22 protein-coding genes are annotated in these 24,383 nt (G+C 63.4%); 13 read left to right on the top strand and 9 right to left on the bottom strand.

The features are described 5' to 3' along the window. Window positions 1–119: 119 nt before the first annotated feature. Both BJG93_RS16170 and BJG93_RS16165 read left to right on the top strand, forming a co-directional pair. Window positions 120–794 (top strand): response regulator, encoded by a 675-nt coding sequence (locus tag BJG93_RS16170; protein WP_027199237.1) that lies wholly within the window; start codon window positions 120–122, stop codon window positions 792–794. Beyond that, a complete protein-coding gene (locus BJG93_RS16165; RefSeq protein ID WP_051374448.1) occupies window positions 758–2,134 on the top strand; it encodes an ATP-binding protein in 1,377 nt (458 codons plus the stop codon). Before BJG93_RS16170 ends, BJG93_RS16165 begins: the two co-directional genes overlap by 37 nt. A gap of 219 nt (window positions 2,135–2,353) precedes the next feature. On the opposite strand, the gene BJG93_RS16160 is transcribed toward BJG93_RS16165, so the two are convergent. Then, entirely contained in the window at window positions 2,354–2,974 is a 621-nt protein-coding gene (locus BJG93_RS16160) for a YdcF family protein (RefSeq protein WP_051374447.1), read from the bottom strand. A 5-nt stretch (window positions 2,975–2,979) separates the two neighbouring features. Between BJG93_RS16160 and BJG93_RS16155 the strand changes: the two genes are divergently transcribed. The 7 genes from BJG93_RS16155 (at window position 2,980) to BJG93_RS16125 (ending at window position 11,139) form a co-directional block, all read left to right on the top strand. Next, a complete protein-coding gene (locus BJG93_RS16155; protein ID WP_027199236.1) occupies window positions 2,980–3,579 on the top strand; it encodes a formyltransferase family protein in 600 nt (199 codons plus the stop codon). 276 nt (window positions 3,580–3,855) lie between these two features. Continuing rightward, a complete protein-coding gene (gene pseB / locus BJG93_RS16150) occupies window positions 3,856–4,851 on the top strand; it encodes a UDP-N-acetylglucosamine 4,6-dehydratase (inverting) (RefSeq protein WP_027199235.1) in 996 nt (331 codons plus the stop codon). Beyond that, window positions 4,848–6,014 carry a UDP-4-amino-4,6-dideoxy-N-acetyl-beta-L-altrosamine transaminase gene (gene pseC / locus BJG93_RS16145; RefSeq protein WP_027199234.1) on the top strand — a complete coding sequence of 389 codons (1,167 nt, stop codon included), beginning with the start codon at window positions 4,848–4,850 and terminating at the stop codon, window positions 6,012–6,014. Before pseB ends, pseC begins: the two co-directional genes overlap by 4 nt. Continuing rightward, on the top strand, window positions 6,011–6,721 hold the full coding sequence (gene pseF, locus BJG93_RS16140; protein WP_027199233.1) for a pseudaminic acid cytidylyltransferase: 711 nt from the start codon (window positions 6,011–6,013) through the stop codon (window positions 6,719–6,721). The genes pseC and pseF overlap by 4 nt, the downstream gene beginning before the upstream one ends. 55 nt (window positions 6,722–6,776) lie before the next feature. Next, a complete protein-coding gene (gene pseI / locus BJG93_RS16135; RefSeq protein ID WP_027199232.1) occupies window positions 6,777–7,829 on the top strand; it encodes a pseudaminic acid synthase in 1,053 nt (350 codons plus the stop codon). Continuing rightward, a complete protein-coding gene (locus tag BJG93_RS16130; RefSeq protein ID WP_034479747.1) occupies window positions 7,826–9,115 on the top strand; it encodes a class I SAM-dependent methyltransferase in 1,290 nt (429 codons plus the stop codon). The genes pseI and BJG93_RS16130 overlap by 4 nt, the downstream gene beginning before the upstream one ends. Beyond that, complete coding sequence (locus tag BJG93_RS16125) at window positions 9,112–11,139, top strand: class I SAM-dependent methyltransferase (RefSeq protein WP_027199230.1); 2,028 nt, start codon at window positions 9,112–9,114, stop codon at window positions 11,137–11,139. Before BJG93_RS16130 ends, BJG93_RS16125 begins: the two co-directional genes overlap by 4 nt. A 99-nt stretch (window positions 11,140–11,238) precedes the next feature. Here the strand turns inward: BJG93_RS16125 and BJG93_RS16120 are convergent, their stop codons facing one another. The 5 genes from BJG93_RS16120 to BJG93_RS16100 form a co-directional block, all read right to left on the bottom strand. After that, window positions 11,239–11,925, bottom strand: a complete 687-nt coding sequence (locus tag BJG93_RS16120; RefSeq protein ID WP_027199229.1) for a glycosyltransferase family 2 protein — start codon at window positions 11,923–11,925, stop codon at window positions 11,239–11,241. Window positions 11,926–11,965: 40 nt separating this feature from the next. Then, complete coding sequence (locus BJG93_RS16115; RefSeq protein WP_051374446.1) at window positions 11,966–14,896, bottom strand: O-linked N-acetylglucosamine transferase family protein; 2,931 nt, start codon at window positions 14,894–14,896, stop codon at window positions 11,966–11,968. A gap of 315 nt (window positions 14,897–15,211) precedes the next feature. Next, window positions 15,212–15,532 (bottom strand): flagellar protein FliT, encoded by a 321-nt coding sequence (locus tag BJG93_RS16110; RefSeq protein ID WP_034479744.1) that lies wholly within the window; start codon window positions 15,530–15,532, stop codon window positions 15,212–15,214. A gap of 17 nt (window positions 15,533–15,549) precedes the next feature. Then, on the bottom strand, window positions 15,550–17,094 hold the full coding sequence (gene fliD / locus BJG93_RS16105) for a flagellar filament capping protein FliD (RefSeq protein WP_027199227.1): 1,545 nt from the start codon (window positions 17,092–17,094) through the stop codon (window positions 15,550–15,552). Window positions 17,095–17,282: 188 nt separating this feature from the next. Further along, window positions 17,283–18,734: a flagellin N-terminal helical domain-containing protein gene (locus BJG93_RS16100; protein WP_027199226.1), complete on the bottom strand. Its 1,452-nt coding sequence runs from the start codon at window positions 18,732–18,734 to the stop codon at window positions 17,283–17,285. Between the two features lie 269 nt (window positions 18,735–19,003). Between BJG93_RS16100 and BJG93_RS16095 the strand changes: the two genes are divergently transcribed. Together BJG93_RS16095 and rpsU are read left to right on the top strand one after the other, a co-directional pair. Beyond that, a complete protein-coding gene (locus tag BJG93_RS16095; RefSeq protein WP_027199225.1) occupies window positions 19,004–19,945 on the top strand; it encodes an aldo/keto reductase in 942 nt (313 codons plus the stop codon). 421 nt (window positions 19,946–20,366) lie between these two features. After that, a complete protein-coding gene (rpsU, locus tag BJG93_RS16090; protein ID WP_006050883.1) occupies window positions 20,367–20,579 on the top strand; it encodes a 30S ribosomal protein S21 in 213 nt (70 codons plus the stop codon). A 100-nt stretch (window positions 20,580–20,679) separates the two neighbouring features. Here the strand turns inward: rpsU and BJG93_RS16085 are convergent, their stop codons facing one another. Together BJG93_RS16085 and BJG93_RS16080 are read right to left on the bottom strand one after the other, a co-directional pair. After that, window positions 20,680–21,105 (bottom strand): hypothetical protein, encoded by a 426-nt coding sequence (locus tag BJG93_RS16085; RefSeq protein WP_027199224.1) that lies wholly within the window; start codon window positions 21,103–21,105, stop codon window positions 20,680–20,682. A gap of 158 nt (window positions 21,106–21,263) precedes the next feature. Next, a complete protein-coding gene (locus BJG93_RS16080) occupies window positions 21,264–21,860 on the bottom strand; it encodes a DNA-3-methyladenine glycosylase I (protein WP_027199223.1) in 597 nt (198 codons plus the stop codon). Window positions 21,861–22,000: 140 nt separating this feature from the next. Here BJG93_RS16080 and BJG93_RS16075 point away from each other — a divergent pair, with 140 nt between their 5' ends. Further along, on the top strand, window positions 22,001–22,882 hold the full coding sequence (locus tag BJG93_RS16075) for a BadF/BadG/BcrA/BcrD ATPase family protein (protein WP_027199222.1): 882 nt from the start codon (window positions 22,001–22,003) through the stop codon (window positions 22,880–22,882). 56 nt (window positions 22,883–22,938) lie between these two features. After that, window positions 22,939–23,760, top strand: coding sequence for a Cof-type HAD-IIB family hydrolase (locus BJG93_RS16070; RefSeq protein WP_027199221.1), 822 nt, complete (start codon window positions 22,939–22,941; stop codon window positions 23,758–23,760). Between the two features lie 101 nt (window positions 23,761–23,861). Here BJG93_RS16070 and BJG93_RS16065 read toward each other — a convergent pair whose 3' ends face one another. Further along, window positions 23,862–24,155, bottom strand: coding sequence for a PXPV repeat protein (locus tag BJG93_RS16065; RefSeq protein WP_027199220.1), 294 nt, complete (start codon window positions 24,153–24,155; stop codon window positions 23,862–23,864). Window positions 24,156–24,383: the final 228 nt, after the last annotated feature.

The raw sequence follows: 24,383 nt of genomic DNA, 5'->3' as shown, positions 1-24,383 counted from the left end.
GCGTCCTAGTATCGTAGGCACGACTGGGCACGATGGCTGTCCGGCGTAAGAGACGCTTCGGATGCTATTGGGCAAGACTTAGTTTTTGCTTAGCAAACACCTGTGATTCCTTGACACCGATGAGAATTCTGCTGGTTGAAGACGACGAGATGATCGGCGATGCAATCGTCCAGGCGTTGAAAGATGCGGCGTATGCGGCCGACTGGGTACGCGATGGCGATGCGGCGGCCGGAGCGCTGCTGGGTCACGAACACGATGTCCTGCTGCTGGACCTGAACCTGCCGCATCGGGATGGCATCGACCTGCTGCGGTCGCTGCGTATCGGCGGGAACAAACTTCCAGTGATTATTGTCACCGCGCGCGACAACGTCGACGACAGAATCGCCGGACTGGACGCCGGCGCTGACGACTACCTCGTGAAGCCGTTCGAAATCGGCGAGCTGCTTGCGCGCCTTCGGGCAGTCACTCGCAGGCTAGGCGACCATGGCGATACGCGAATGACGAGCGGAAAACTCACGGTTGATGCGGCGACGCACCTTGCCGACTACGACGGAACCGAGTGCCGCCTGACGAGTCGCGAGTTCGCTCTTTTGAGCGCACTGCTGGTGCGCCCCGGGACGGTTCTCTCGCGAGCCCAGCTGGAGCGAAAGCTCTATGCGTGGGAGCACCCGGTGGAAGGTAACGCGGTGGAGGTCCTGATTCACGGCATCCGTAGGAAACTCGGCGCGTCGGTGATTCGCAATGTGAGAGGTGTGGGATGGCTGGTGGACAAGGGAAACGATCACACTCTCTGACGCTGCAGCTTTCGGCGTGGATCGGCGTTGTGATGGCGGTGGTGGGCGTGCTTGCATGCGGTTTTTCTTTCGCGTTCGCCTACCAGGAGGCGCGAGCGCTGCAGGATGGCCAGCTGAACGAAATTGCTGCTTTGATTGACAGTCACGCACTGGCGCTCACGGGAACGCGGTCTTCGGTCGAGAGCTCGCAGGACTCGGATGTCAAGGTCGTTATCGACAGACTAAGCGTGACATCGGCAGACATGGCGCAGGCAGCGGGACTCACGATTCCCCGTGCGATGGCCGACGGATTTCACGACCTGGACGACAGCGGACAGCGCTGGCGCGTCAACATCCGTACGCTGCGGACCGGCGATCGCATCGCGGTCGCGGAGCCTTCCGCATTGCGTGACGAAATTGCGAGAGACGGAGCGATGAGGACGCTCGTGCCCGTGCTTCTGTTGATGCCCGGGCTGTTCGTGGTCGTCGTCGTCATTGTCAGAACGAAGCTCGCGCCGCTCTCCCGTCTGGCGATGGTGGTGGACCGGCAAACGGACGCCTCGCTCGAGCCGTTGCCGGAAGATGACATCGCCGCCGAAGTGCTTCCGTTTGTCCGGTCAATCAACAGGCTCATTGGACGGCTGAAAGACGCCATCGGTCATCAGCGCCGTTTCGTCGCGAGCGCGGCGCATGAGTTGCGTTCACCGCTTGCGGCCCTGTCGTTGCAGGCGGGTAACCTGGGCGCGACCATCACGTCGCCCGATGCTCGCGAGCGACTCTCGGCTTTCCAGTCCGGCTTGCGACGTACTCACCGGCTGGTGGAACAACTGCTGGCTCTGGCGAGGTCTGAGCAGGGGGCCTTGGTGCAGCCGGCAGCGTGGTCGTTGAGTGCGGCGGTGACTGACACCATCAATGCCAGCATCGAACTTGCCCACTCGAAGAACATTGACCTGGGGATTGAACAGGTTGACGACATCGAAGTTGTGATTGATGCGTCATCCATGGCAATGGTGCTGAGGAATCTGGTCGACAATGCCGTGCGATACACACCGGATGGCGGCAAGGTCGACGTGTCGGCGTTTCAGAAAGCGGGCGAGCTGATATTCGAGGTCACTGACACAGGACCAGGCATACCAGATAACGAACTGGAGCGCGTGCTGGAGCCGTTCTATCGGTTGAACCACTCATCAGCGTCAGGAAGCGGATTGGGTCTCTCTATCGTGTCCGAAATTGCGCGACATACAGGTGGGCGGCTGGTGCTCGAGAACATCGAGGGCGGATTTCGCGCCCGATGTTTTCAACCGCTCAACTTGACGCCGAGCGTTGCACAGCCGAATGACCTGGGCGTTTCTAAATTTTAGATTGCACCGCGGCTATGGAGCGCGCGATTTTCGTCGTGACCGTCCGGCAACTGTCTGCCGCAGCCGACATTGCAGCCAAGGCAGGACTTGCACATCTTGAGCCAGCCCGCTCGCTATTGGCTGTTGTCGATAGCCCAACAGGCGCATACCCCGACTACCAGCAGCGTGCCCGGCGTCGATAGCAATGCCACACCTCGATGCCGCACAAAGCGCTCGAGCTCAACCCTCTTCCATGTTCGTCAGAAGCCGGTCCGTCAGCGCGGCATAGACGTCGCCGTTATAAAACGGATGCCGCGTGCTCAGCCGAGCGACGATCGCCCCGTCGTCCCCTGCCGCAACGCCTTCAAACGTCCGCTCGAACGCTGCTCGCGACTTCGCTTCGGCCTCGCGCAGCGCCGGTGTATCCGACGACGCGGCCGCGCACAACGCAACGCCGAAGCCGGGACCATAAACGAACGAAAAAATATCGAGCGAACGCGCGCCGTGATAAGCGCTGGTTACGACAATTACACGCTTCCAGCCGCGCGGCCGTGCAAGCCGCAATTTGGTAAAGACGGCATCGCCGACCGTGTCGCGTGCCGAGGTTTCGGCGACGACCGTGTGGTCATGGAGGCCATGGACGTCGATCGCGTGACGGCGCATGGCGTCGGCGATAGCGATGTCGGAATCAGCGCGATACGCCCAGCCGCTGGTCACGATGAGCGGGACTCGCCCCGCTTGAAAGAGCGCGACGGCACGAGCGAGGCGCGCCCGCGTTTCGTCGTTGAGTCGTCCTTGCGCGTCCATCAAATTGGCAAGTACGATGGCGGCGTCGTAGTGCCCTTCCTCGGCATCGAGCATGAGAGATGAGAATCCTGTTTCTGACCAATAACGCAATTAGCGATCCGTTGATCACGTGGCTACGCGAGCGCGAAGACGTGATCGTCGTCGATCACAAGCTGGTGCCAGACGATCTCGTCAAGCATGGGCCGGATCTGATCGTCAGCTACTCGTACCGCCATATTCTAAAGCCGGCGGTGCTCGATACGCTGCCCGGCCGCTTCGTCAACCTGCATATTTCGATGTTGCCGTTCAATCGTGGCGCTGATCCGAACGCGTGGTCGTACCTCGACGACACCCCTCCAGGCGTGACGATTCACGAGATCGACGAAGGAATCGATACGGGCCCCATTCTGTTGCAGCAGCAGGTTGCGATAGACGAAGCCAGCGAGACGCTGGCGAGTTCGTACCGGCGGCTTCACGAGGCGATCCAGACGCTGTTCAGGGACCACTGGGAAGATCTGCGCACCCGAAGCATCATCAGCCAGCCGCAGCGAGAGGCGGGGACGTTCCATGCGTCGGCCGATTTCGCCCGTCTCAGGGACCAGCTCCTCGGCACCGAGGGATGGGACGTTCCGCTGCTCACGCTGCGCGAACGCCATCGGCGGCTCATCGCGTCTTCGTGACATGCTTCCCTGTCGGGTAGTCGCCCGTTTCCGGCCGGCCTGGACGCGCCGTCTGACGGGGCTGCCAGTTTGCCGATTAGAAGGGTAAAACGCCTCCAAATCCAGCCTAAGACGCCCCTCCGTCTCGAATAGCATACGTCACTGGATGGCAAGCTTCGCGCTCGCTGTACCTATCACCCGCGTGGCGCGCATCGATTGATCGATCCGCTGCCGCAGGCCGGCGGGTGCCGGGTGTGATCGCATCGGCGGTATCTGACGGCTTAGAAGGATCGGGGAATGTTCGACAACAAATCGGTACTCATCACAGGCGGAACGGGTTCGTTCGGCCAGATGTTCGTCAAGACGCTGCTCGCAAAGTGGCGGCCGGCGCGCGTGGTCGTATTCTCGCGCGACGAGCTCAAGCAATACGAAATGCAGCAGAAGTACTCGGCCGGCTGCATGCGTTACTTCATCGGCGATGTACGCGATGGCGAGCGTCTCAGGCAGGCGATGCGGGGTATCGACTATGTCGTGCACGCCGCCGCGCTCAAGCAGGTTCCCGCCGCCGAATACAACCCGACGGAATGCATCCGAACCAACGTCGACGGCGCCGAACACGTCATTAACGCAGCCATCGAGAATGGCGTCGAAAAGGTGGTTGCGCTGTCGACGGACAAGGCCGCGAGCCCGATCAATCTTTACGGTGCCACGAAGCTGCTGTCCGACAAGCTGTTTGTCGCGGCCAACAATCTCGTCGGCAAGCAACGGACGCGCTTTGCCGTCGTACGGTACGGCAACGTGGTGGGCTCGCGCGGCTCGGTCGTGCCGTATTTTCGCAAGCTCGTCGCCGAAGGCGGGCAAAGTATGCCCATCACCGACGAACGGATGACGCGCTTCTGGATCACGCTCGACCACGGCGTCGACTTCGTCATGAAGGCGTTCGAGCGCATGCATGGCGGCGAGCTGTTCGTGCCGAAGATCCCGTCGGTGCGCATCGTCGACCTGGCCAGGGCAATGGCCCCCGAGTTGCCGCAGCACGTCATCGGCATCCGGCCGGGCGAGAAGCTGCACGAAATGATGATCACGCGCGACGACAGCATGAACACGATCACGTTCGACGATCACTACGTGATCACGCCGTCGATCAAGTTCGTCGTGCAGGACGACTACACGAGGAACGGTCTTGGCGAGCGTGGCGTGCCGGCGGAAGAAGGCTTCACCTACACGTCGGACAACAACCGTCATTTTCTGAGCGTCCCGGAGTTGAGAGCACTCGACAAACGAGACGTATGAGCGCAACCATCCCGTACGGGCGTCAGTCGATCGACGAGTCCGACATCGCCGCCGTTGTTCGAGTGTTGAGCTCGGACTGGCTGACGCAAGGCCCCGCCGTCCCCGCCTTCGAAAACGCGCTTGCCGCGCGTGCACAGGCAGCCTGCGCGGTGGCCGTGTGCAACGCCACCTCGGCCCTGCACATTGCCTGTCTCGCGGCGGGTCTCGGCCCGGGCGATACGCTGTGGACGACGCCCAACACGTTTGTCGCGTCCGCGAACTGCGCGCGCTATTGCGGCGCCGATGTCGACTTCGTCGACATCGATCCGGATACCTTCTGTGTCGATGCCGTCGCGCTCGAACGCAAGCTCATCGAAGCTCAGCACACCGGCACGTTGCCCAAGGTCGTCATTCCCGTCGCGTTCGCGGGCCGCAGCGCCGACATGCGCGCAATCTGGCGTCTCGCGGACCGCTTTGGATTCGTCGTGATCGAAGACGCCTCGCATGCCGTTGGGGCGACGTACGCGGGTCGGCCGGTTGGCTGCGGTGACTACGCGCACATGACCGTCTTCAGCTTTCATCCGGTGAAGATCGTCACGACCGGAGAAGGCGGGGCCGTGCTCACGAACGACCCACGGTACGACGAGCGTCTGCGGAGTCTGCGCAGTCACGGCATCACGCGCGATGCGTCGAAAATGGAAGGCGATGACGAAGGACCGTGGTTCTACGAGATGCAGGAGCTCGGCTTCAACTACCGCATGACCGACCTGCAGGCCGCGCTCGGACTTTCGCAACTCGCGCGGCTCGACGCGTTCCTCGCACGCCGCCGGGCGCTGGCGGCACGCTACGCGAGGTTGCTCGACGGTCTGCCCGTAAGCCTGCCTAGGTACGATGCGCTCGATGATTCGGCGTGGCATCTGTATGTCGTGCGCCTGAAGCACGGAGCGACGGGTCTCACGCATCGCGAGACCTTCGAAGCCTTGCGGCAAGCCGGAATCGGCGTCAATTTGCACTACATTCCGGTGCATTTGCAACCGTACTATCGGCGCTTGGGCTTTGCGCCTGGCCAGTATCCGGAGGCTGAGCAGTACTACCGGGATGCGATCAGCCTGCCCATGTACGCGGGCCTTTCCGACGAGGATCAGGAGATCGTCGCCAGGACATTGAAAGCGGTGCTCGCATGAGCCTAGTCGCCATCATTCCGGCGCGCGGCGGCAGCAAGCGTATTCCGCGCAAAAACATCCGTCTGTTCCACGGTTTGCCGATCATTGCTTACTCGATCCGCGCGGCCCGCGCGAGCGGCCTGTTCGATCGCATCGTCGTCACGACCGACGACGAAGAAATCGCTCGCGTCGCCCGGGACTACGGTGCCGAGACGCCGTTCATGCGACCGCCGGCACTGTCCGACGATCACACGGGCACCATGGAAGTCGTCCAGCACGCACTCGACGAACTCGGCCGGCTCGGCGATGCGCCGACGCTCGCCTGCTGTATCTACGCGACGGCGCCGTTCCTGCACCCGGCTTGTCTGCGTAAAGGCTTGCAATTGCTCGAATCGCACGCGGACAGGTCGTACGCGTTCTCGGTGACGAGATTCGGCTTTCCCGTCCAGCGTGCGTTGCGCATCACGGCCGACGGCGGACTCGACGCGATCTACCCCGAATACCGACTCGTGCGTTCGCAAGATGTCGACGAGGCATGGCACGACGCCGGGCAGTTCTACTGGGGACGTGTCGACGCGTGGCTGCGCGGCGATACGCTGTTTTCCGCCGCGGCGCTGCCGGTCGAGCTGCCCCGGCATTTCGTTCAAGACATCGACACCCCCGAAGATTGGCAGCGGGCCGAATGGATGTACGCGGCGCTGACGGCCGCAGGTGAACTGACGCCATGACCGCGCCGATCGGCCAGCCGGTTCGCCCGACGTATCACCGGGAAGGAGACGCGCAATGAGCGCATTCAAGATTGCGAATCGACAGATCGGCCTGGATTGTCCGCCGTTCGTGATTGCCGAGATGTCGGGCAATCACAACCAGTCGCTCGAGCGGGCGCTGGAGATCGTCGAGGCGGCGGCCGCCAGCGGCGCACACGCGCTCAAGCTGCAGACTTACACGCCGGATACGATGACGCTCGATCTCGACGCCGGCGAGTTTCATATCGAGGACCCGAACAGCCTCTGGACGGGCACCTCGCTCTACCGTCTCTACGAGGAAGCGCATACGCCTTGGGACTGGCATCGGCCGATCTTCGAGCGGGCGCGCGAACTTGGCATGCTCGCGTTCTCAACGCCGTTCGACGAAACAGCGGTCGATTTTCTCGAGACGCTCGACGTGCCGGCCTACAAGATCGCCAGCTTCGAAAACACGGACCTGCCGTTGATCCGCCGGGTTGCCGCGACCGGCAAGCCGCTCATCATCTCGACGGGCATGGCGACGGTGGCTGAAATCGACGAGGCCGTGCGCACCGCGCGCATGGCCGGCTGCGAGCAGCTCGTGCTGCTCAAGTGCACCAGTTCCTATCCGGCGTCGCCCGAGAACAGCAACGTGCGCACGATCGCGCACCTGCGCGAACTGTTCGGCTGCGAAGTGGGCCTGTCGGATCACACGATGGGGACCGGCGCCGCCGTGGCCGCTGTCGCGCTCGGTGCGAGCGTGATCGAAAAGCACTTCACGCTGCGCCGTGCTGACGGCGGTGTCGATTCGGCGTTCTCGCTTGAACCGGAGGAAATGAAGGCACTCGTCGTCGAGTCGGCACGCGCCTGGCAGGCGCTCGGCCACGTGGCGTACGGACCGACGCAGCAGGAACGCGCTTCCTCGATTTTCAGGCGGTCTCTGTACGTCGTGCGCGACATCGCGGCTGGCGAGACGCTGACGGCTGAAAACGTCCGCGCCATCCGGCCAGGCATGGGTCTTTCGCCGAAATACCTGGACGTCGTTCTTGGGACGAAAGTCAGACAACCGCTCAAGCGCGGCACCCCCCTTTCCTGGGACATTCTGAAATGAACAATCGGCTGGCAACGCCCACTACCGAGCACGCACTGTCGGACCTCATTCGCTGGAAGACCGGGGCCTGGCAGGACCCCGGCATGGTCAACTGGTACTCCGGCCGCATGGTTCAGAGCGAATCGACCAACAGTCTCAAGAACGCCGTCGAGATTGCCACGATCAGGCGCTTCGTGCGCGGGTCCGAGATTGTCGATATCGGCGTCGGCACGGGGCGGGCGGCGCTGCCGCTGGTCGCTGACGGCTACCGCCTGACAGGGATCGACAGCTCACAGGCGATGCTCGATGAAACGCGCCGGCTGGCGGCCGGCGCGCCGATCACACTGAAGGTGGGCGACGTCACCTCGCTACCGTGCAGCAACAACGAATTCGATTGCGCGGTAGCGCTCAACGTGCTGGTTCATTTTCCCAACTGGCGCGAGTCGCTTCTCGAATGGAAGCGTGTCGTGCGTCCAGAAGGACGGCTGATCTTCGACATCCATTCGCGCGATCACACGACCGCCGCCTATGGCACGGATCAGACGAAGTGGCCCGACGCGCTGAAGCGGACCGAAAACAATGGCGACTTTGCGTACTACATGGCGCGCGCGAGCGTCGACGAACTCGTCGACTTCGCCAACAGTGCAGGATTGCGTCTTGTCGCTGCGGTGCCGTACGGCGCATTTCTGGGCGGTGGCAACGTCAACTGGCTCTCATATGCCGAACTCGATGCGACGCAGCGCTTCAAGCGGGCACTGTCGTGGTTCGCGCGGGACAAGAACCTGTTCGACCTGGGCCTGTTCCTCGAAGAGTCGCTCACCGCGCATCTGACGCCGCGCGTGACGGGCCGCATGTTCGTCGTGTTCGACAACTGCCCCGATCCCGAGGGCAACGCGCGTTTCGCCGCCGACGTCGCCGCGCGCGACGCAGCGCTCGACAAGCGTGACTTCGCGGCACTGCTGCCCTGGTTGCCGCTTACGCTGAACGAGTATGCGACGGAGCTCGAACGGCTACTGCAGCCGCTGCGCAGCCGGCATTTCTTCTTTCTACTGTTCAAGACGCTGATGGCGCGCCAACCCGACTTCAACTTCGGTGGCGTGATCCCGCCGGACGCGTTCGAGCAGTTATCAGCGTGGATCGAGCAGGAGCGCATCGACCGGCGCGCGACCGAGATCGCGCGCGGCTGGGCGGCCGACGCGCCGTTCCGCTTCAAGGGCGGCGTCGACGTCACGGTCGGCGTCGAATACAACCTGGTCAAGGCGTTGCTGGAAAAGCATTTCGGGCTGTTCAATGGAGGTCGGCAATGAGGCAAAAAGCCATCGTTAGCCTGTTGTGGGGCACGCAATTCGACGCGCTGCGTCGATTCCTGGAGATGCACGAACCGATGGTCGTGATTCTCTCGGCCGACCTGACCGAACCGCTGATGCGCACCGGCATCGAAGCGACGGGTAGCACGGTCGTCTACCTGGAGGATATGTTCGATCCGTCGCGCGATACGAGATTCGCGGTCGAGACCGCGCTGATGCAGGCGCAGTTCGTCCAGTATCTGAATACACGTTGTAACGAGGCACGCGAGCCGGGTGGCGCGTTGGCGCCGACGTCGACAGTCATCGCCGGGACGCTCGCTGCCGACCTGCACGAGACAGCCGCGTTACTCGACCGCCTGAACGAAGCCGCGAGCCGTTATGACATTGCCTTGTTCGTCACGAGTGAGGACGCGACCGGGGACGGCAAGGTCGCCACGACGTGGGCCAAATCACGCGATATCCCGACGCTCCACGTCGCGCACGGCCTCGCCCTCGCGGACCCTTATACGGTGCACGACGATATCGTCGCAGACAAGCTTGCCGTGTTCGGCCGGCGGGGTATGGAAGGCTACCTCGATCTGGGCTACCCGGAAGATCGCTTCGTGATCACGGGTAACCCGGGCTGGGACAGCTACGCCCAGTTCCGCAACAGGAAGGGTGACTGCCGTCGGGCTCTCGACGAGAAATACGGCTTCAAACCGGGTCTGCCGCTGCTTGTATTTGGCACGACATGGTCGGCTAACTTCAGTGCGCACTGCAACGAGGACATCTACGCCGATTCGTTGATGGTGTTCGTCGCGAGCTGCGAAGCATTGCGCGCGAGCGGGCTTCAGTTCAATGGCGTCATCAAGGACAGGCCGGCGAACCGCACCGACGGTGAGCGTCGTTGCGCGAAAGTTCTAAGCGAACTGGGAGCGGCCGCTCGCGATTACCACTACTGTACCGACGATACCCAGTTATTCGCCGCAGGCGCGGATCTGCTGGTTGCCGTCGATTCGAACTACCTGATCGAAGGCATGCTTGCGCGCACGCCGGTCATCAACCTGCTGAACGCAACCGGCATCGTCATGGGTCCGTCGTTCGAAGCGGAGTCGGGCATTCTCGAGGTCGAGGCTGCGGATCTGGCAGGCATCATGCACCGGATGTTGACGGACCAGGCGGCCCGGCGCGAGGTGATCGAGATCATGGGCCACCGCGCTGCTCACTACAACGCGGCCGAAGATGGATCGGCGGCGGCGCGGGTTGCCGAACTCATGGCGACGATGGCGATAAGCTTGCCGCGGCGAGTGAAGCGGTACGTCTGGCAGCAATATCTGGATGCCGAGTCGGCACCGTTGAGCGGGACCTACCACGCGAACGGCCGGAGCGATCTCGCCCAGATGTTCACGAACACGCCTTCGGTGATCCTGGACATTGGCTGCGCGGCCGGCAACAACGCCGCGCTCGTGAAGGAGCGGTTTCCCGGCAGTCGCGCGTGGGGTATCGAAATGAATCGCCACGCCGCGGAACTCGCTCGCCAGAAGCTCGATAACGTGCTGGTTGGCCGTTTCGAGGATTTCGACCTGGCGCATGAGGGTCTAGCGCCCGGCACGCTGGACGCGGTCCTGCTCGCGGACGTGCTCGAGCACATGTACAACCCGTGGGGTGTGATGGTCAAACTGCGTGAGTACATGTCGCCGAGCGGGCAGCTCGTTCTCAGCATCCCCAACACTCGCCATCTCGGCTTGATGGACGGCCTCAGCAAGGGTAACTGGACCTACGCGGAGGCCGGGCTGCTCGACGTGACGCACATCCGGTTTTTCACCCGCAAGGAGATGATCAGGTTCTGCGAAGAGACCGGTTATCGCGTGATTCAGACGCGCAATTCGCTCGACGGCGGACTCCTGAAGTTCTGGCAGCAGCACCAGGACATGACGGCACCGATCAACATCGAGCTCGACCGGATGACGCTCAAGAACGTGACGCGCGACGAACTGCTCGAGCTTTGCACGATCCAGTTCTATCTTCTGCTCGAAAAAGCCTGAGCGCGAAACCCCGCCGACGGTGCGACGCCGTTCGAGCGGGGAGCATCGGCAGCGGGGCGACCTTGCTGGAATCAGTGGCGGCCGCACGGGCCGCCACTGTTACTCGCCGTACTTGCGCAAATACCGCTCATAGCCCTCGCGCCAACCGCCCGACCCAAAAGCGCCGCCACTTTCGTGCACGACCGAAAGCGGCCACGTGCCCATGCGCACGCCCTTGAGTTCGGCCTGCCGGCAGAAGTCCATATCGTAGAAGTGAAACGCGAACTGGTCGTCGAAGCGCAGGCCGGCTTCGATCAGCTTCGCGCTATCGGCGATCAGCATGAGCCCGTCGAGCAGCTTGACCTCGACACCGGACGGACCAAACGTGGACACGATGTCGCAAGGGAAACCCTTGCCGTGACCGACCGTTCCGCTCAGAAAGCGCGGCTCGTCCCATTTGAACTCGGGCGACACGAACGCCCACGACGGCTGACGCGGCACGCGGCGGGTGTTGCCGGCAAGCCCGATGACGTCGAAGCGCGCGAGCCCCTCGAGGACGCGCTCGGTCCAGAAGAAGTCTTGCAGCCAGACGTCGTCGTGGGCGAACACGAGAATCGCGGGATGGTGCGCGGCGTAGTCGATCGCCTCGTTGTAGATCGTGGACAGACCGCGTGCGTTTTGGTCGAACAGATGCAGCTGCGCATGCTGTAGATGGTTGTAGAGCTTCAGCGAGCGGCCGAGCGCCGTCTCGTTCGAGAACTCCTGCGGGTTGCGGCGCGTCCCGCAGACGAATCGGATGGGCTTCATAGTTCAAACACGGTTGTTCGGGGGAGCTCAGGTATCGCGTCTAGCTGCGGACCAGCCGCATGTCGACGGGTGCGACGTTGGGGCGTGTCGACGCCGGTTGCGCGGCGAGCGGATTCGTCGACGCCGGCACGTCGAACGATTCCGCCGGCAGGCCGTCGCACCAGCGCTGCCACATGACGCGCAGCGCCTGCGTGACGGTCGCGGCCACCACTTCCGGACGAAACACCGGCGACTGCGCGCAACGCTCGCGCATGCCGGCGCGCAGTGCCGCCAGAGCATCGAGATCCGACGCCAGCGCGACGCCCTTGCGCACGAAATCGTTCTTGTCACGCGCGACGAAATCGGCGAGGCCCACGTGGGTCATCGCGGTCAGGCCGCTGCGGCCGGGCACCGTCTCGCCTGGCAGCGTCAAGGTCGGAACGCCCATCCACAGCGAATGCAGGGCGGTGGTCAAACCGGAGAACGGGAAGCTATCGAGGCAGAAGTCGACGCGGTGATGCTGCTGGAGATAAACAGGCACGCTCGCACGCGCCATGAAATCGAGGCGGTCCCGCGCAATGCCTTCTTCGGCAAACCACTCGGGCAGCTTGCCGAGGCTGCCGTCGCGCGGCATTGCGCCGATCACCATGCGCGAGTTCGGAACGGCATGCATCAGCCGCGACCACAGCGCCACGACGTCGGGGCGCAGCTTGTCCATCCGATTGAAGCTGCCGAAGGTCACATAGCCCTTGTGCAGGGCGGGCAGCGCATTGACCGGCGGACATAGCGGGTCGGCGACGAATGGCGCCACCGCCGGCAGATAGGCGATCTTCTCGCAGAACTGGCTGCGGAACTTGTCGGACGGCACCCAGAGCCGGTCGGCGATGAAATAGTCGACGGCATCGAGCCCGGTCGTGCCCGGGTAGCCGATCCAGCAGGCCTGGACGGGCGCCGGCTTGCGCGCGAGCGTCGCCAGCCGGTTATGCGCGGTATGCCCTGCGAGATCGATCAGGATGTCGATGCCGTCGGCGCGGACCATTTCGGCGATCGCGTCGTCGCTCACGCCGACGACATGGCGCCAATGGCCGAAGATTTTGCGCAGCGAAGCGGTCGTGCCATCGTCGAGGTAGGTGTTCGAATACGCATACAGCGACAGCTTCGGATCGCGCGCCAGGTGCGCCGCGACCGGCTCCAGAAAGCTCGCGACCGCGTGGCGGCAAAAGTCGCCCGAGATGAAACCGATGCGCAGCGTGCGTTCGGGGTCGCGCGTGTTCTCGTGACGTGGCCAGTTCGGCTTCAGCGGCGCTTCGAAATGCGCGGCGAAGCGGCGGTGCTCGGCGAACAACTCGTCCGGCGCGATGGCCTCGTTGTGCGTCATGCAGAACAGGAGGTTGTTGTAGGCCAGCTCGAAGTTCGGATCGATCGCGAGCGCGCGCCGGAACTCGATAATGGCGTCGGACAGACGCCCCTGTTGCATCAGCGTGACACCGAGCGAGTTGGGCGTGAAGCTCGAGCTTGGATCGAGCTCCATCGAGCGTCGCGCGAACTGCTCGGCTTCGTCGAGCCGGCCGGTCTCCTGGAGGATGATGCTTAGCACGCGGAGCCCTTCCGCGCGCTTCGGGTTGAGTTCGATCAGGCGCCGGCACATCGCTTCGGCCTCGGCGTGCAATCCCTTCGATGCGAGGATGCTGCCCAATACCTGCAGCGTGTCTTCGTCGTTCGGCCACAGGTCGTGCGCGATCCGCGCGTACTTCAACGCTTCGTCGTACTGGGTGAGTCGGTGCAGAGCGACGGCCAGCACCTTCCAGCCGAACCCGTGATCGGGGAAGCGCTCCGTCATTTTGCGGGCGCTTCTCGCCGTCTCTTCGACGCGTCCAGAATTAAAGAGTCCGGCTAGCGCATTGACTTCGCGCTCTGTCGGCGCGACGGTGCTGATCCGGCGCCGCTCGGTCGCGGCGACGCTCGCGGGGACGGCTTGCGGCTCGGACGGTTGCGATTGCGTCGAGGCCAGCTTCATGGGCGCGACCTTGGCGATCGGCTGCGTGCTCACCATCGTCATGATGCCGATCAGCTTGTCGACGGCAGGGCCCGCCAGACCGCGTTGCTGGGCCATTTCGAGCGCGATCCAGGCGGCCTTCAACTGGTCGGCCTGCAACAGGCCGTCGAGGTAGTTGGCCCAGTATTGAAGCTGGTTCGGCGCGGCCCCGATCGCGCGCTCGTGGTAGGGCAGCGACGCCTCGGGTTGCAGCAGCCGAATCAGGATCACGCCGTACCGGTGATTGGCGTCGGGATGCTCGGGATAGGCCGCCAGCACGCGCTGGTAGAGCTTTCCCGCCTGTTCGTAGTCGCCGCCGGCGTCGAGTGCGAGCGCGTCGCGCATCGCGCGCGCCGCGTCCAGATGCTGACGTACTTCTGCGTCGAGCGGCAGTAACGCGGTAGCGCGTTCGAGCGGTGCCAGCGCGCCGTGCAGGTCGCCGCGCCGCAGGTGTGCGAAGGCGAGTGTTTTCCACCCGTATCCGTGGGTGGGCAGAGTCGCGATCATCTGGCGCGCCAGTGCCTCCGCGCTGTCGTGCAGGCCTTTATCCCGAAGCGTTTCTATCGTCGCGACGAATTCGCCGGCGAGATTGGCCAAATCGTCGGCCGCGGGCACGTTGCCGCCCGGTGCCCCCGTGTCCCCGTTGAGGTCGATGCCGTGCTGGCGGGCCTCTGCCCGGATCCGTTCCGCCTCGCCGGGTCGGTCGGCCATCGTCAGTGCTTCGGCATAGACGTGCCAATACTGCGGCGAATGCGGCGCGGCCGTGACGGCGGCTTTCAGATAAGGAAGGCTGGCTGCGGCCTGCTGCAACTGCAGCGCCAGAATGCCGAGATTGTGATTGGCATCGGGGTGAGCCGGATCGGCCAGCAGGATCGAGCGGTAAAGCTGCTCCGCTTCGGGGAACCGTTGTGCCTGATGATGGCTCAGGGCCTGTTGCAGGTCGGCTTCGGTAGTCATGTGTGCCCTTGTGTACGTCGATTGCAGGCATCGCACGGCGAAGCCCTTCATGATCTGCCTGATGGGAATCGTCGCGGATGGGGCGTAGGCGCGCCTTGCCCAAACTGGCATGTCGGATCAGTCTATCCAGACGTGAGTCAACTGATTGGCCGAGTAAAGGCGGGATTTCCTTGCTGTTCGTGACCAACCGTCGCGCCGGCGTTGTGCGGGCGAAAAAAAGCCCGCGCGGAGCGGGCTGGGAACAACGGTCATACTTTCGATGCGGCTTGATTTCGCGTGGATGCCATGCGGCGTCCACGCCTTCGCCGTCTTGGACTACAGTTGCGCGATCTGGTGATACTGACGGACCGACTTGCTGGAATGGATGGCAGTCCGGTACTCCGCCTCCAGTTCATCGCGCGATTCGCGGGCGTTGTCGAGCAAGGTCGCGTCGAGTGCCTGAATGCGCCGGATCAGGTGCAGTGTCGCCGGAGTTTGCTCGGCGTCGATCGACATCAGGAGCGGCGAGCGCTCCTGCGCGAGACCGGCAGCCTTGGGCCAGTCGGCAAGGCTCGCGGCGAGCGCGATCTTCTGCGTCAGTTCGAGCACCTGTTCGACGAGCTCGGTCTGCTGTGCGGCATGTCGCTCTTGAGTCACGAGATTCTCCCGGAGGATTACGCTGAGTTTTGGGACAGCGCGCCCTGGCTATTCGTGCCGCCGAAAAGCTGCGTCAGATACTGCGAGTTGCTGTTGGTGGTTGCCATCAACGTATTCAGGGCGGTGAACTGAGCCGTGTATTGCGACGTGAGTAGCGCTTCGTACGCGGTGAGCGAACTCGACTGCGTCGTCACGCTGTTCAGGTCGGCGGTCAATGCGCTGGTGCGAATGTCGATGATGCCACCGGTCTTCGTGAACGTCGAAATGTCGGTGTTCATCTGCTTGGCGATGCCGTTGGTCGAATTGAACAGCGTACCGACTTGCGTCGGGTTGTTCTGCACCGCGCTCGTAAGCGTCGGCGTATCGACCGACAGCGTGCCGTCCGCATTCAGCGTGACGCCGATAGACGCCAGCGACGCTGTCACCCCCGAGCCGGAGACGCTCGTGCCCAGCAGGTTGCCCAAGGTCGAGCGAATCGTCTGGAGCATCGAATCGCCCAGCAGCGGGCCGCCTTGCGAGCCTGCCGCCGCGCTCGAGGTGAACGTCGATAGCGAGTTCATCGTGCTGACGAGCGAGTTATAGGAGCTCACGAACGATTGGACGTCGCTGATCTGGCTCGTGGTATCGGATGCGATGGTCAGGGTCTGCGTCGTGCCGACGGAGGCGGAACTCAGATTCATGGTCACGCCGGCGAGCACGGTGGTCACCGAGTTGCTCGAGCTGGTCGCCTTGGTGCCGTTCAGCGTGAACTGGGCGTCTTGCGCGGCGGTTGTCTGGTTCCATGCGAGCGTGCCGGCCGACGTGATCGTCGAGGCACCGCTCGCGCCCGTGCCCGCGGCCGAGGTGACGCCGAGGCTCGACAGTCCGTTGTCGTTGGCCAGGTTGCTAACGCTCACGTTGATCATGCTGGACGCGCCCGTCGTCGTCGAGCCGAGCACGAGGTGAGAGCCATCGGAGCCGGTCACGATGGTCGCCGAAACGCCGGGGTTCTGGCTCGAGCCGTTGATTGCCGCGGCGATCGAGCTCAGGCTGTTATTCGATGACGTCAAATTTAGCGACATCGACTTGTTGCCGACGGCAATTGTCAGTGTGCCGGTGCCAAGCCCTGCTGCTTGCGTCGACGTGAAGGCGCCCGATGTCATGCTTTGTGCCTGGGCGATCTGCGTGACGTCGATCGCGTACGAGCCGGATGCGGCGCCCGAACCGGCGTGGGCTGTCAGGCCGTTACCGCTGGCGGTCGCCGTGAAGTCGGACTGGAAGGCGCCGGTCGCTAGCGGTGCGAGGCTGATCTGGAGGCTCGATAGCGCCGACGAAAGCTGGCCGACAGCCGAAAGCTGCGTGTTGTCGGTCGTGGCCTGAGCGGTGAGCGTGGCGGTCGTGCCGGCCACCTTGGCGTTGACCAGCGCCGTCACGAGCGACGAGACGTCGAGCGACGAGTTGCCTGTCGCTCCGGCGATGATGGATTGCGCAGCTTGCTGCAGGGCCGATGCGGCAGCGGATTGAGCCGCAGCCGCGGCCGCGGCCGCCGAGATTGTGGACGACGAGCTGGAAATCGTTGACATGAGAGTGCTCCATGCGTGGTCGCGGCCACGCGACGGGGGAACTTGCCTGCGGCCAGAAATTCAGCGCGTTACGCGCTGCCGTTCACAATGCACAGCGGGAGGACGAGCCTCCCGTTCGAATCATCGTGGCGCGGACAGCGCGTATTGCCGCTTGCCGCCCCGTCCGCGCCACGTTACCTGCTTCGGTATTACTGCAGCAGCTTCAGGACTTGCTGCGCCTGCGAGTTGGCCTGTGCCAGCACCGAGATACCAGCCTGTTGCAACACTTGCGCCTTGCTCATGTTCGCCGTTTCCTGCGCGAAGTCAGCGTCGGTGATCTGCGAATGTGCGCTCGACAGGTCGGTCGATTCAGCCTGCTGCGAAGTCGCGATACCGGTCAGACGGTTCTGCGCTGCACCCAGCGTTGCCTGGATGTTGTTGATCGTCGCGAGAGCGTTGTCGACCGATTCCATCGCGAGGTTCGCGCCGGCGGTCGTGCTGACGTTGATGTTCGCCACCGAGGTCGGCACGTTGTCCGTGTTGACCGTTGCCAGTGACGAGCCAGCCGTCTGAGCTGCCGTCGTCGAGCCGATCGTGGTTTGCGCGCCGTTGAAGGCGCTGATGCCCGTCGACGAGCTGGTGAACAGGTTCTGCGCAGCCGTGCTCGAGAGCTGGTTGCCGTTCTGGTCCACGTATTCGAAGCCGCCCGAGCCGTTCGATTCGACGGTGATCGACGTGATCGCGTTCGAGATGCCCGCGGTTGCTGCCGAGCCGTTCGTCGCGTTCAGGTTGAGGCCCGAGAAAACGCCGAGGACCGTACCCGCCGCCGCAGCGGAGCCACCGCCGGCCGAGAAGGCCTGGTTGATCGACGTCAGTTCGTTGCTTTGCAGCAGGCCGTTACCCGCGCCGCTAGACAGAGAGATCGTCGAGATGCCGCTTGCCGAACCCGTCACCGAGAACAGGGCGTTGGACGTCGCCGACGACAGCACCTGGTTGTTCTGGTCGGTGAAGGTGAAGCCACCCGTGCCGTTCGACAGGATGTTGATCTGCGTGATTGCGCCCGTGCCGCCTGCCGAGTTGGCCGTGCCGTTCGCGTTCAGGTCGAGGCCGGTGATCGTGCCGAGCGTGTTGCCTGCCTGCACCGGGCCCGCGCCCAGCGAAGCGGCCGAAACGCCTTGGCTCAGGTTCACGCTGATCGTCTGACCGACGTTCGAGCCGACCTGGACGTTGATGAGGCCAGCCGTGCCGTTCAGCAGGTTGATGCCGTTGTACGTCGTCTGCGATGCGAGACGGTTCACTTCAGCGATCTGCTGTGCAACTTCCTGCTGCAGTGCTGCCTGGTTGCTTGCCGACAGCGAGCCGCCGGCTGCCTCGTTCGCGAGCGAACGGATCGTTTGCAGGCTTTGCGTGATCTGGCTCAAACCGGTGCTTGCCGTTTGCACCATCGACACGCCGTCGTTCGCGTTCGAAACGCCCTGGTTCAGGCCGTTGATCGCGGTTTGCAGTGTCGTGGAAATCGCGAGGCCAGCCGCATCGTCCGCCGCGCTGTTGATGCGCTTGCCCGACGACAGGCGGGTAATGGCTTGCGAGAGCGCGCTGCCAGACCCAGTCAAGTTTTGCTGAGCGGTCAGCGAGTTGATATTACTGTTGATGCTAAGCATGAAAATTCTCCTGTAGAGGCATGAGCCCTAAACCTGCCAGTGGTGGCATCGGCGGAAGCACGTGTTCATTGCTGGCCGCCTCAGTGAAGGATGACGGCGCGTCTCCAAAAAACTTGAGCAACTTTCTGTCATGGCGACCTAATTGTTTGCCGCGCCCGACGGGGTTGGCGGGCGCGAGCCTCATCCAGTCCGACCGGCGCGATGCGCTGCAGGTGATCGAAAGGGGGCGTATTCTCGTTTGCTCGCCCGTTATCGATCCCGGAGAAATCATGCAAAAGCGCAGGATTGGCCGTTCCGAATTGCAGGTCGTGCCGCTGATGTTCGGTGGCAATGTATTTGGCTGGACCGCCGACGAGGCAACGTCGTTTTCGATCCTCGACGCGTTCGTCGACGCTGGCCTTAACTTCATCGATACCGCCGATGTCTATTCGGCCTGGGTGCCCGGCAATCAGGGCGGCGAGTCGGAGACGATCCTCGGCAAGTGGTTCCGTCGGAGCGGCAAGCGCGAGCAGATCGTGCTCGCGACGAAGGTGTCCAAGCATCCGCAGCGCAAGGGGCTGTCGGCCGCGAACATCCAGGCCGCGCTCGAAGACTCGCTGCGCCGCTTGCAAACGGATTACATCGACGTCTATTTCTCCCACGACGACGACACTTCGACGCCGCTCGCCGAAACGCTAGGCGCGTATCAGAAGCTGATCGAGGCGGGCAAGGTGCGCGTGATCGGCGCGTCGAACTACAGCGGCGCGCGCGTCGAGGAGGCGCTCGCCGTGTCGCGCCGGCATGGGCTGCCCGAATATCAGCTGCTGCAGCCCGAATACAATCTGTACGACCGCGCGCAATACGAGCGCGACAGCGAGCCGGTGGCGCTCGCGCATCATCTCGGCGTGGTGGTCTATTACAGTCTCGCGAGCGGGTTCCTGTCGGGCAAGTACCGCAGCGAGGCCGATCTGGCCGGCAAGGCGCGCGGCAGCCGGGTGGAGAAATACCTGAACGGGCGCGGCTTGCGGATTCTCGGCGCGCTCGACGGCGTCGCGCAACGGCACGGCAGCACGCCCGCCGCGATCGCGCTCGCCTGGCTGATCGCGCGGCCGAGCGTTACGGCCCCCATCGCGAGCGCGACCTCGGTCGCGCAGCTGAAGGGCCTGGCCGCGGCCGTCCAGCTGTCCCTTACGGCCGACGATATCCGTGAGCTGGACGAGGCGAGCGCTTGATCCGACGAACGCCGTGGCCGCCGACGCCGGCGCGCTTCGCAAGAGGGAAAAGCCCCTGGCGCAATCGGTAAACCCCTGGTAGGATGAGGAGTTTCCTGATATGATCGGGAGTGAATTGAGATCTTTGCCTGTTTCGTCAGTGTTCATCATTGATGAAAGGTCGGCGAAACAGCAGCAGACGCGGCTTTTGCATTATGTCTGTCCGCGTTCCGCGGTGAACTCCCCACCTCTCATTTCCGGCCTCCGTGGCCGCTTTGCCTCTCGCTTCATTCGTGGTTTGGCCGGGGTTGTCTATCAGCCTCGCGTTTGCCTGTTACTGGCCACGAATCGGAGCGACCGGAGAGCCGGCGCGTGAGCGGTCACCCTAAGCGGTTACCGCCATGCAATTAAACCCGTATCTAGTGATTGAGTTAGGAATTACATGACGACGATTCTTCTGAAGGAAAACGAGCCGTTCGAAGTGGCCATTCGCCGCTTTCGTCGCGCAATCGAAAAAAATGGCCTGATCGCTGAACTGCGTGAGCGCCAGTCGTACGAAAAGCCGACCACGGCTCGCAAGCGCAAGAAGGCAGCAGCTGTTAAGCGCCTGCACAAGCGTCTGCGTAGCCAGATGCTGCCGAAAAAGCTGCACTAAGCACGCTTTTTACGTACGCCAAACGGCGGTGTGAGCTTCGAAAGAAGCCACATCGCCGTTTTGCTTTTGAGGCGCGCGATTTTTGCTTTGCATGCGGTTGTTACGCCGCGTTCCTCAGCCGCTCGGCCGACAGCCCGAACTCGCGCGCGATCGAGCCCAACCGGTCATGCCATTCCCACGTGCCGAACATGTCGTGCACGTTTTGCAGGCAACTGAGCAAAGCGACGGTCACAGGGTCGTACACGTTGATGCGGGCGCGCAGGAGTGCTTTCTTCAGCGCGGCAACGCCGATATCCATGTAAGCGGGCACTTCGGCCGGTGGTTTGCCAATGAAGCGCACCAGCACACCTTCCATCGCGGTCATATAGTCCCGCGGCTTGATCAGGTTGCCGACCGGGCAGCCGCCGCAATACCCGCGGTAGGCGCCGCCGCCCCTCGGCAGCAACGCGGCGCGCTTCTGCTCGCACAGATGCGTGACGGACTGATCGTAAATGTCCTGATGCGTCAGGAAACTAAGTGTTTTCATGGTTGGTCTTCCGCGTCCGAGGCGGTGGATATTTGCTGAGCGCGCATCGCGTGAGCCCATGGCGACGAGTATCCGCCGCGGGTCGCCCGACGAAGGGCCGACTACGAGCTTGAAAGGGCTCCAATTCGCGCTTTTGCGCGTCCCGCAGACGCCTTCGCTCACCCCGCCTTACGACGACGCCCCTTCTTGCCCAAGGACACGCATCGCTCTCGGCACATGCAGCTCGTCTCATGATCGTTGACCATGCCGACCGCCTGCATGAATGCGTAGCAGATCGTCGAACCGACAAATTTGCAGCCGTAGCGCTTGAGCGCTTTGCTGAGCGCGTCCGATACTTCCGTCGACGCAGGCGCGTGCTTATACGAAGCCAATTCGTTCTGAATCGGCGTGTCGTCGACGAATGACCACACGAAATTCGCGAGCGAGCCATGTTCGGCCTGGATCTGCTGCACGGCACGCGCGTTCAGGATGGCCGCCTCGATCTTGCCGCGATGTCGCACGATGCTTTCATCGGCGACGAGCGCATCCACGTGCTTCGACGTGAAGGCCGCGACCTTGTCGATGTCGAAATCGGCGAACGCGCGGCGATAGCCGGCGCGCTTGTTGAGTATCGTCGACCATGACAAGCCGGCCTGCGCGCCTTCAAGCACCAACATCTCGAACAGGTGCTGATCGTCGCGCGAGGGTACGCCCCACTCGGTGTCGTGGTACTGTGCGAGCGCTTCGCTCGATACCCAGTTGCATCGTTGTGTCACTGTCGCGCTCCCGCGTGGCCATGTCGTTCGCCAGCATAGCGGAAGCGGTGCGCGCCGCAAGCTGGCCATTCGGCTAATTGCACGATTCAAACTGACCTGCCACGCTACGCGTTATTCACCCACGGAACGGATTCGATTCGATGAACCACGACTTCTTTCTGATTGGCGTCGACGGCGGCGGCACCGGCACGCGCGTGGTACTCGGCGATGCGCGGGGCCGCGAACTGGCGCAGGCGACAAGCGGCCCATCGGGCCTTGGGCTCGGTATCCCACACGCATGGCAGTCCATTCAGGCCGCCTGCGGCGAAGCGTTCGAGCGAGCCGGAGTCGCGCTGGACTGGCCGCGCTGCGTGCTCGGTTGCGGACTCGCGGGCGTCAACAACCGCGACTGGCTCGCCGAGTTTCACGCGCAGGCGCCGCGGTTAGCCGGATTGGCCGTCGAAACCGACGCCTACACGACCTTGCTCGGCGCGCACGACGGCGCGCCCGGCGTGATCGTCGCCCTCGGCACCGGCAGCGTCGCGGCCTCGCTCGCGAGCGACGGCGAATTCCGCATGGCCAGCGGCTACGGCTTTCCATCAGCCGACGAAGCGAGCGGCGCGTGGCTCGGCCTTCGGCTGATCGTACATGCGCAACAAGCGCTCGACGGCCGGGTGCCCGACGACGATCTGGTGCATGCGCTGCTCGCGCATACCGGCGCGCGGGATCGCGACAGTCTCGTCGTGTGGCTGTGTGCGGCCAATCAGACCGCCTATGCGCGGCTCGCGCCGATCGCTATCGAGCATCGCGCGCATCCGTTCGCGGCGCGGCTGCTCGGCGAGGCCGGCATCGAAATCGGCAAGATGATCGCCGCGCTGGACGCCACGGGCATGCTGCCGGTCGCGTTGTGCGGAGGCCTCGGTACGCCGTTACGCGAGTACGTGCCGAACGCGTATCAGGCGCGTCTGCGCGAGCCGCGGGCGGATTCGGCGCATGGTGGCTTGCAGCTGGCGCGGCGCGAGGCGGGGCGGCTGGCTGGATGAGCCCTGTAAAATGTCCGCTTTGACGCTGCCTCGACGGCTCAGCCGCCGGACTCACTATGTATAAAGTCATCGCCACCGATCTCGATGGCACACTGCTCAACGCCGATCACCAGGTGGACCCGTTCACGGTCGCCACGGTGCGCAAGCTCGAAAGCCACGGGCTGCAGTTCGTGATCGCCACGGGGCGGCATTACTGTGACGTGGCGGGCATCCGCGATCTGCTCGGCATCAATCCCTATCTGATTACATCGAACGGCGCGCGCATTCACGCGCCCGACAACACGGTGATCCACGCCGACGACCTGCCGCCAGCGATCGTTCAGCGTCTCGTGCAGCCCGACATTGCCGGCGCGCATGGTCGAGTGATCGTCAATCTGTTTGCCGATGAAGCGTGGCTGATCGACCGCGATGCGCCTCATCTGCTGGCGTTCCACCAGGACTCCGGCTTCACCTACGAAGTGACCGATCTGCCGAAGCACGACGGCGTCGACATTGCCAAGGCGCTGTATATCGGCGATCCCGCCGATCTCGCGCAGGTCGCCGCCAATCTGGAACGCGAATTCGGCGAGCGACTGTACGTGACGTATTCGTTGCCGGATTGCCTGGAAGTGATGACCGCGAATGTGTCGAAGGGGCGCGCCCTGCAGATCGTGCTCGAGCGCCTGGGTGTGGATGCGTCACACTGCGTTGCGTTCGGCGACAACATGAACGATATCGATTTGCTCGAGACGGCCGGCCATCCATTCATGATGAACAACGCCAATCCCGATCTGATCACGCGTCTGCCGCATGTTCCGCGCATCGGCAACAATTTCGAAGCGGGCGTTGCGCATCATCTGCGCAAACTGTTCGCGCTGAACGACGAACTGGCGTGCTGAATCATAGTCACTGCGATTGAAAGCGGCCCGCATCCACTCACGCGGACGCGGGCCGCTGAGGTTGCTCGCCCAAGCCGGGGCGTGCACTCCATTGGCGCTCGTCAATCCCGCCAGCCGCGATGCTCGCCGCGATCGTCACGGCCCCAGCGACGGTTGTCGTGACCCCAGCCGCGGTCATCGTGGCGATAGTCGCGGTAGTAGTCGCGGCGCTCGTAACGATGATCCCAGCCGCCGTAATACACCGGCTCCGGCGCCGCATAGACGCGCGAGGGCGCGGCATAAACCGGGGCGCCGAGCGATAGGCCCACGCTCAGATCCGTATGCGCCTGCGCGACACCGCATGCGCCCGCCGCAAGTCCGGCAGCAACCAGCAAGTGAGTGACGATGCGTTTCATGTTGGTCTCTCCTGTGAAGCGACGTAGGTATGTCGCACAGGACCAATGTATGCGCTCGCGGCCGGCTGGACTGCGACCAGATGTTACGGACTGCAAGCATCGTCGAAGTCATCGAAGGCGAGAGGAAAGATTGCGCGGACGTTGCGCGCGGCCACCTTGTCTCGCTTGCGGTCCCGCCGCACCGGGGCTTTGCGGCCGGTCAACCGAAGCCGGCAGGCGGCTCGTCGC

This window comes from Paraburkholderia sprentiae WSM5005, from assembly GCF_001865575.2.
Lineage (GTDB): Bacteria > Pseudomonadota > Gammaproteobacteria > Burkholderiales > Burkholderiaceae > Paraburkholderia > Paraburkholderia sprentiae.
The sequence above is the reverse complement of the archived record's forward strand: the minus strand, read 5'-3'. Positions and strand labels throughout refer to the sequence as shown.

Excerpts from the sequence above, each read along its gene's own strand:
- BJG93_RS16170 (WP_027199237.1), top strand. The coding sequence starts at position 120 with ATGAGAATTCTGCTGGTTGAAGACGACGAGATGATCGGCGATGCAATC.
- BJG93_RS16165 (WP_051374448.1), top strand. The coding sequence starts at position 758 with ATGGCTGGTGGACAAGGGAAACGATCACACTCTCTGACGCTGCAGCTT.
- BJG93_RS16160 (WP_051374447.1), bottom strand. The coding sequence starts at position 2,974 with ATGCTCGATGCCGAGGAAGGGCACTACGACGCCGCCATCGTACTTGCC.
- BJG93_RS16155 (WP_027199236.1), top strand. The coding sequence starts at position 2,980 with ATGAGAATCCTGTTTCTGACCAATAACGCAATTAGCGATCCGTTGATC.
- pseB (WP_027199235.1), top strand. The coding sequence starts at position 3,856 with ATGTTCGACAACAAATCGGTACTCATCACAGGCGGAACGGGTTCGTTC.
- pseC (WP_027199234.1), top strand. The coding sequence starts at position 4,848 with ATGAGCGCAACCATCCCGTACGGGCGTCAGTCGATCGACGAGTCCGAC.
- pseF (WP_027199233.1), top strand. The coding sequence starts at position 6,011 with ATGAGCCTAGTCGCCATCATTCCGGCGCGCGGCGGCAGCAAGCGTATT.
- pseI (WP_027199232.1), top strand. The coding sequence starts at position 6,777 with ATGAGCGCATTCAAGATTGCGAATCGACAGATCGGCCTGGATTGTCCG.
- BJG93_RS16130 (WP_034479747.1), top strand. The coding sequence starts at position 7,826 with ATGAACAATCGGCTGGCAACGCCCACTACCGAGCACGCACTGTCGGAC.
- BJG93_RS16125 (WP_027199230.1), top strand. The coding sequence starts at position 9,112 with ATGAGGCAAAAAGCCATCGTTAGCCTGTTGTGGGGCACGCAATTCGAC.
- BJG93_RS16120 (WP_027199229.1), bottom strand. The coding sequence starts at position 11,925 with ATGAAGCCCATCCGATTCGTCTGCGGGACGCGCCGCAACCCGCAGGAG.
- BJG93_RS16115 (WP_051374446.1), bottom strand. The coding sequence starts at position 14,896 with ATGACTACCGAAGCCGACCTGCAACAGGCCCTGAGCCATCATCAGGCA.
- fliD (WP_027199227.1), bottom strand. The coding sequence starts at position 17,094 with ATGTCAACGATTTCCAGCTCGTCGTCCACAATCTCGGCGGCCGCGGCC.
- BJG93_RS16100 (WP_027199226.1), bottom strand. The coding sequence starts at position 18,734 with ATGCTTAGCATCAACAGTAATATCAACTCGCTGACCGCTCAGCAAAAC.
- BJG93_RS16095 (WP_027199225.1), top strand. The coding sequence starts at position 19,004 with ATGCAAAAGCGCAGGATTGGCCGTTCCGAATTGCAGGTCGTGCCGCTG.
- rpsU (WP_006050883.1), top strand. The coding sequence starts at position 20,367 with ATGACGACGATTCTTCTGAAGGAAAACGAGCCGTTCGAAGTGGCCATT.
- BJG93_RS16085 (WP_027199224.1), bottom strand. The coding sequence starts at position 21,105 with ATGAAAACACTTAGTTTCCTGACGCATCAGGACATTTACGATCAGTCC.
- BJG93_RS16075 (WP_027199222.1), top strand. The coding sequence starts at position 22,001 with ATGAACCACGACTTCTTTCTGATTGGCGTCGACGGCGGCGGCACCGGC.
- BJG93_RS16070 (WP_027199221.1), top strand. The coding sequence starts at position 22,939 with ATGTATAAAGTCATCGCCACCGATCTCGATGGCACACTGCTCAACGCC.
- BJG93_RS16065 (WP_027199220.1), bottom strand. The coding sequence starts at position 24,155 with ATGAAACGCATCGTCACTCACTTGCTGGTTGCTGCCGGACTTGCGGCG.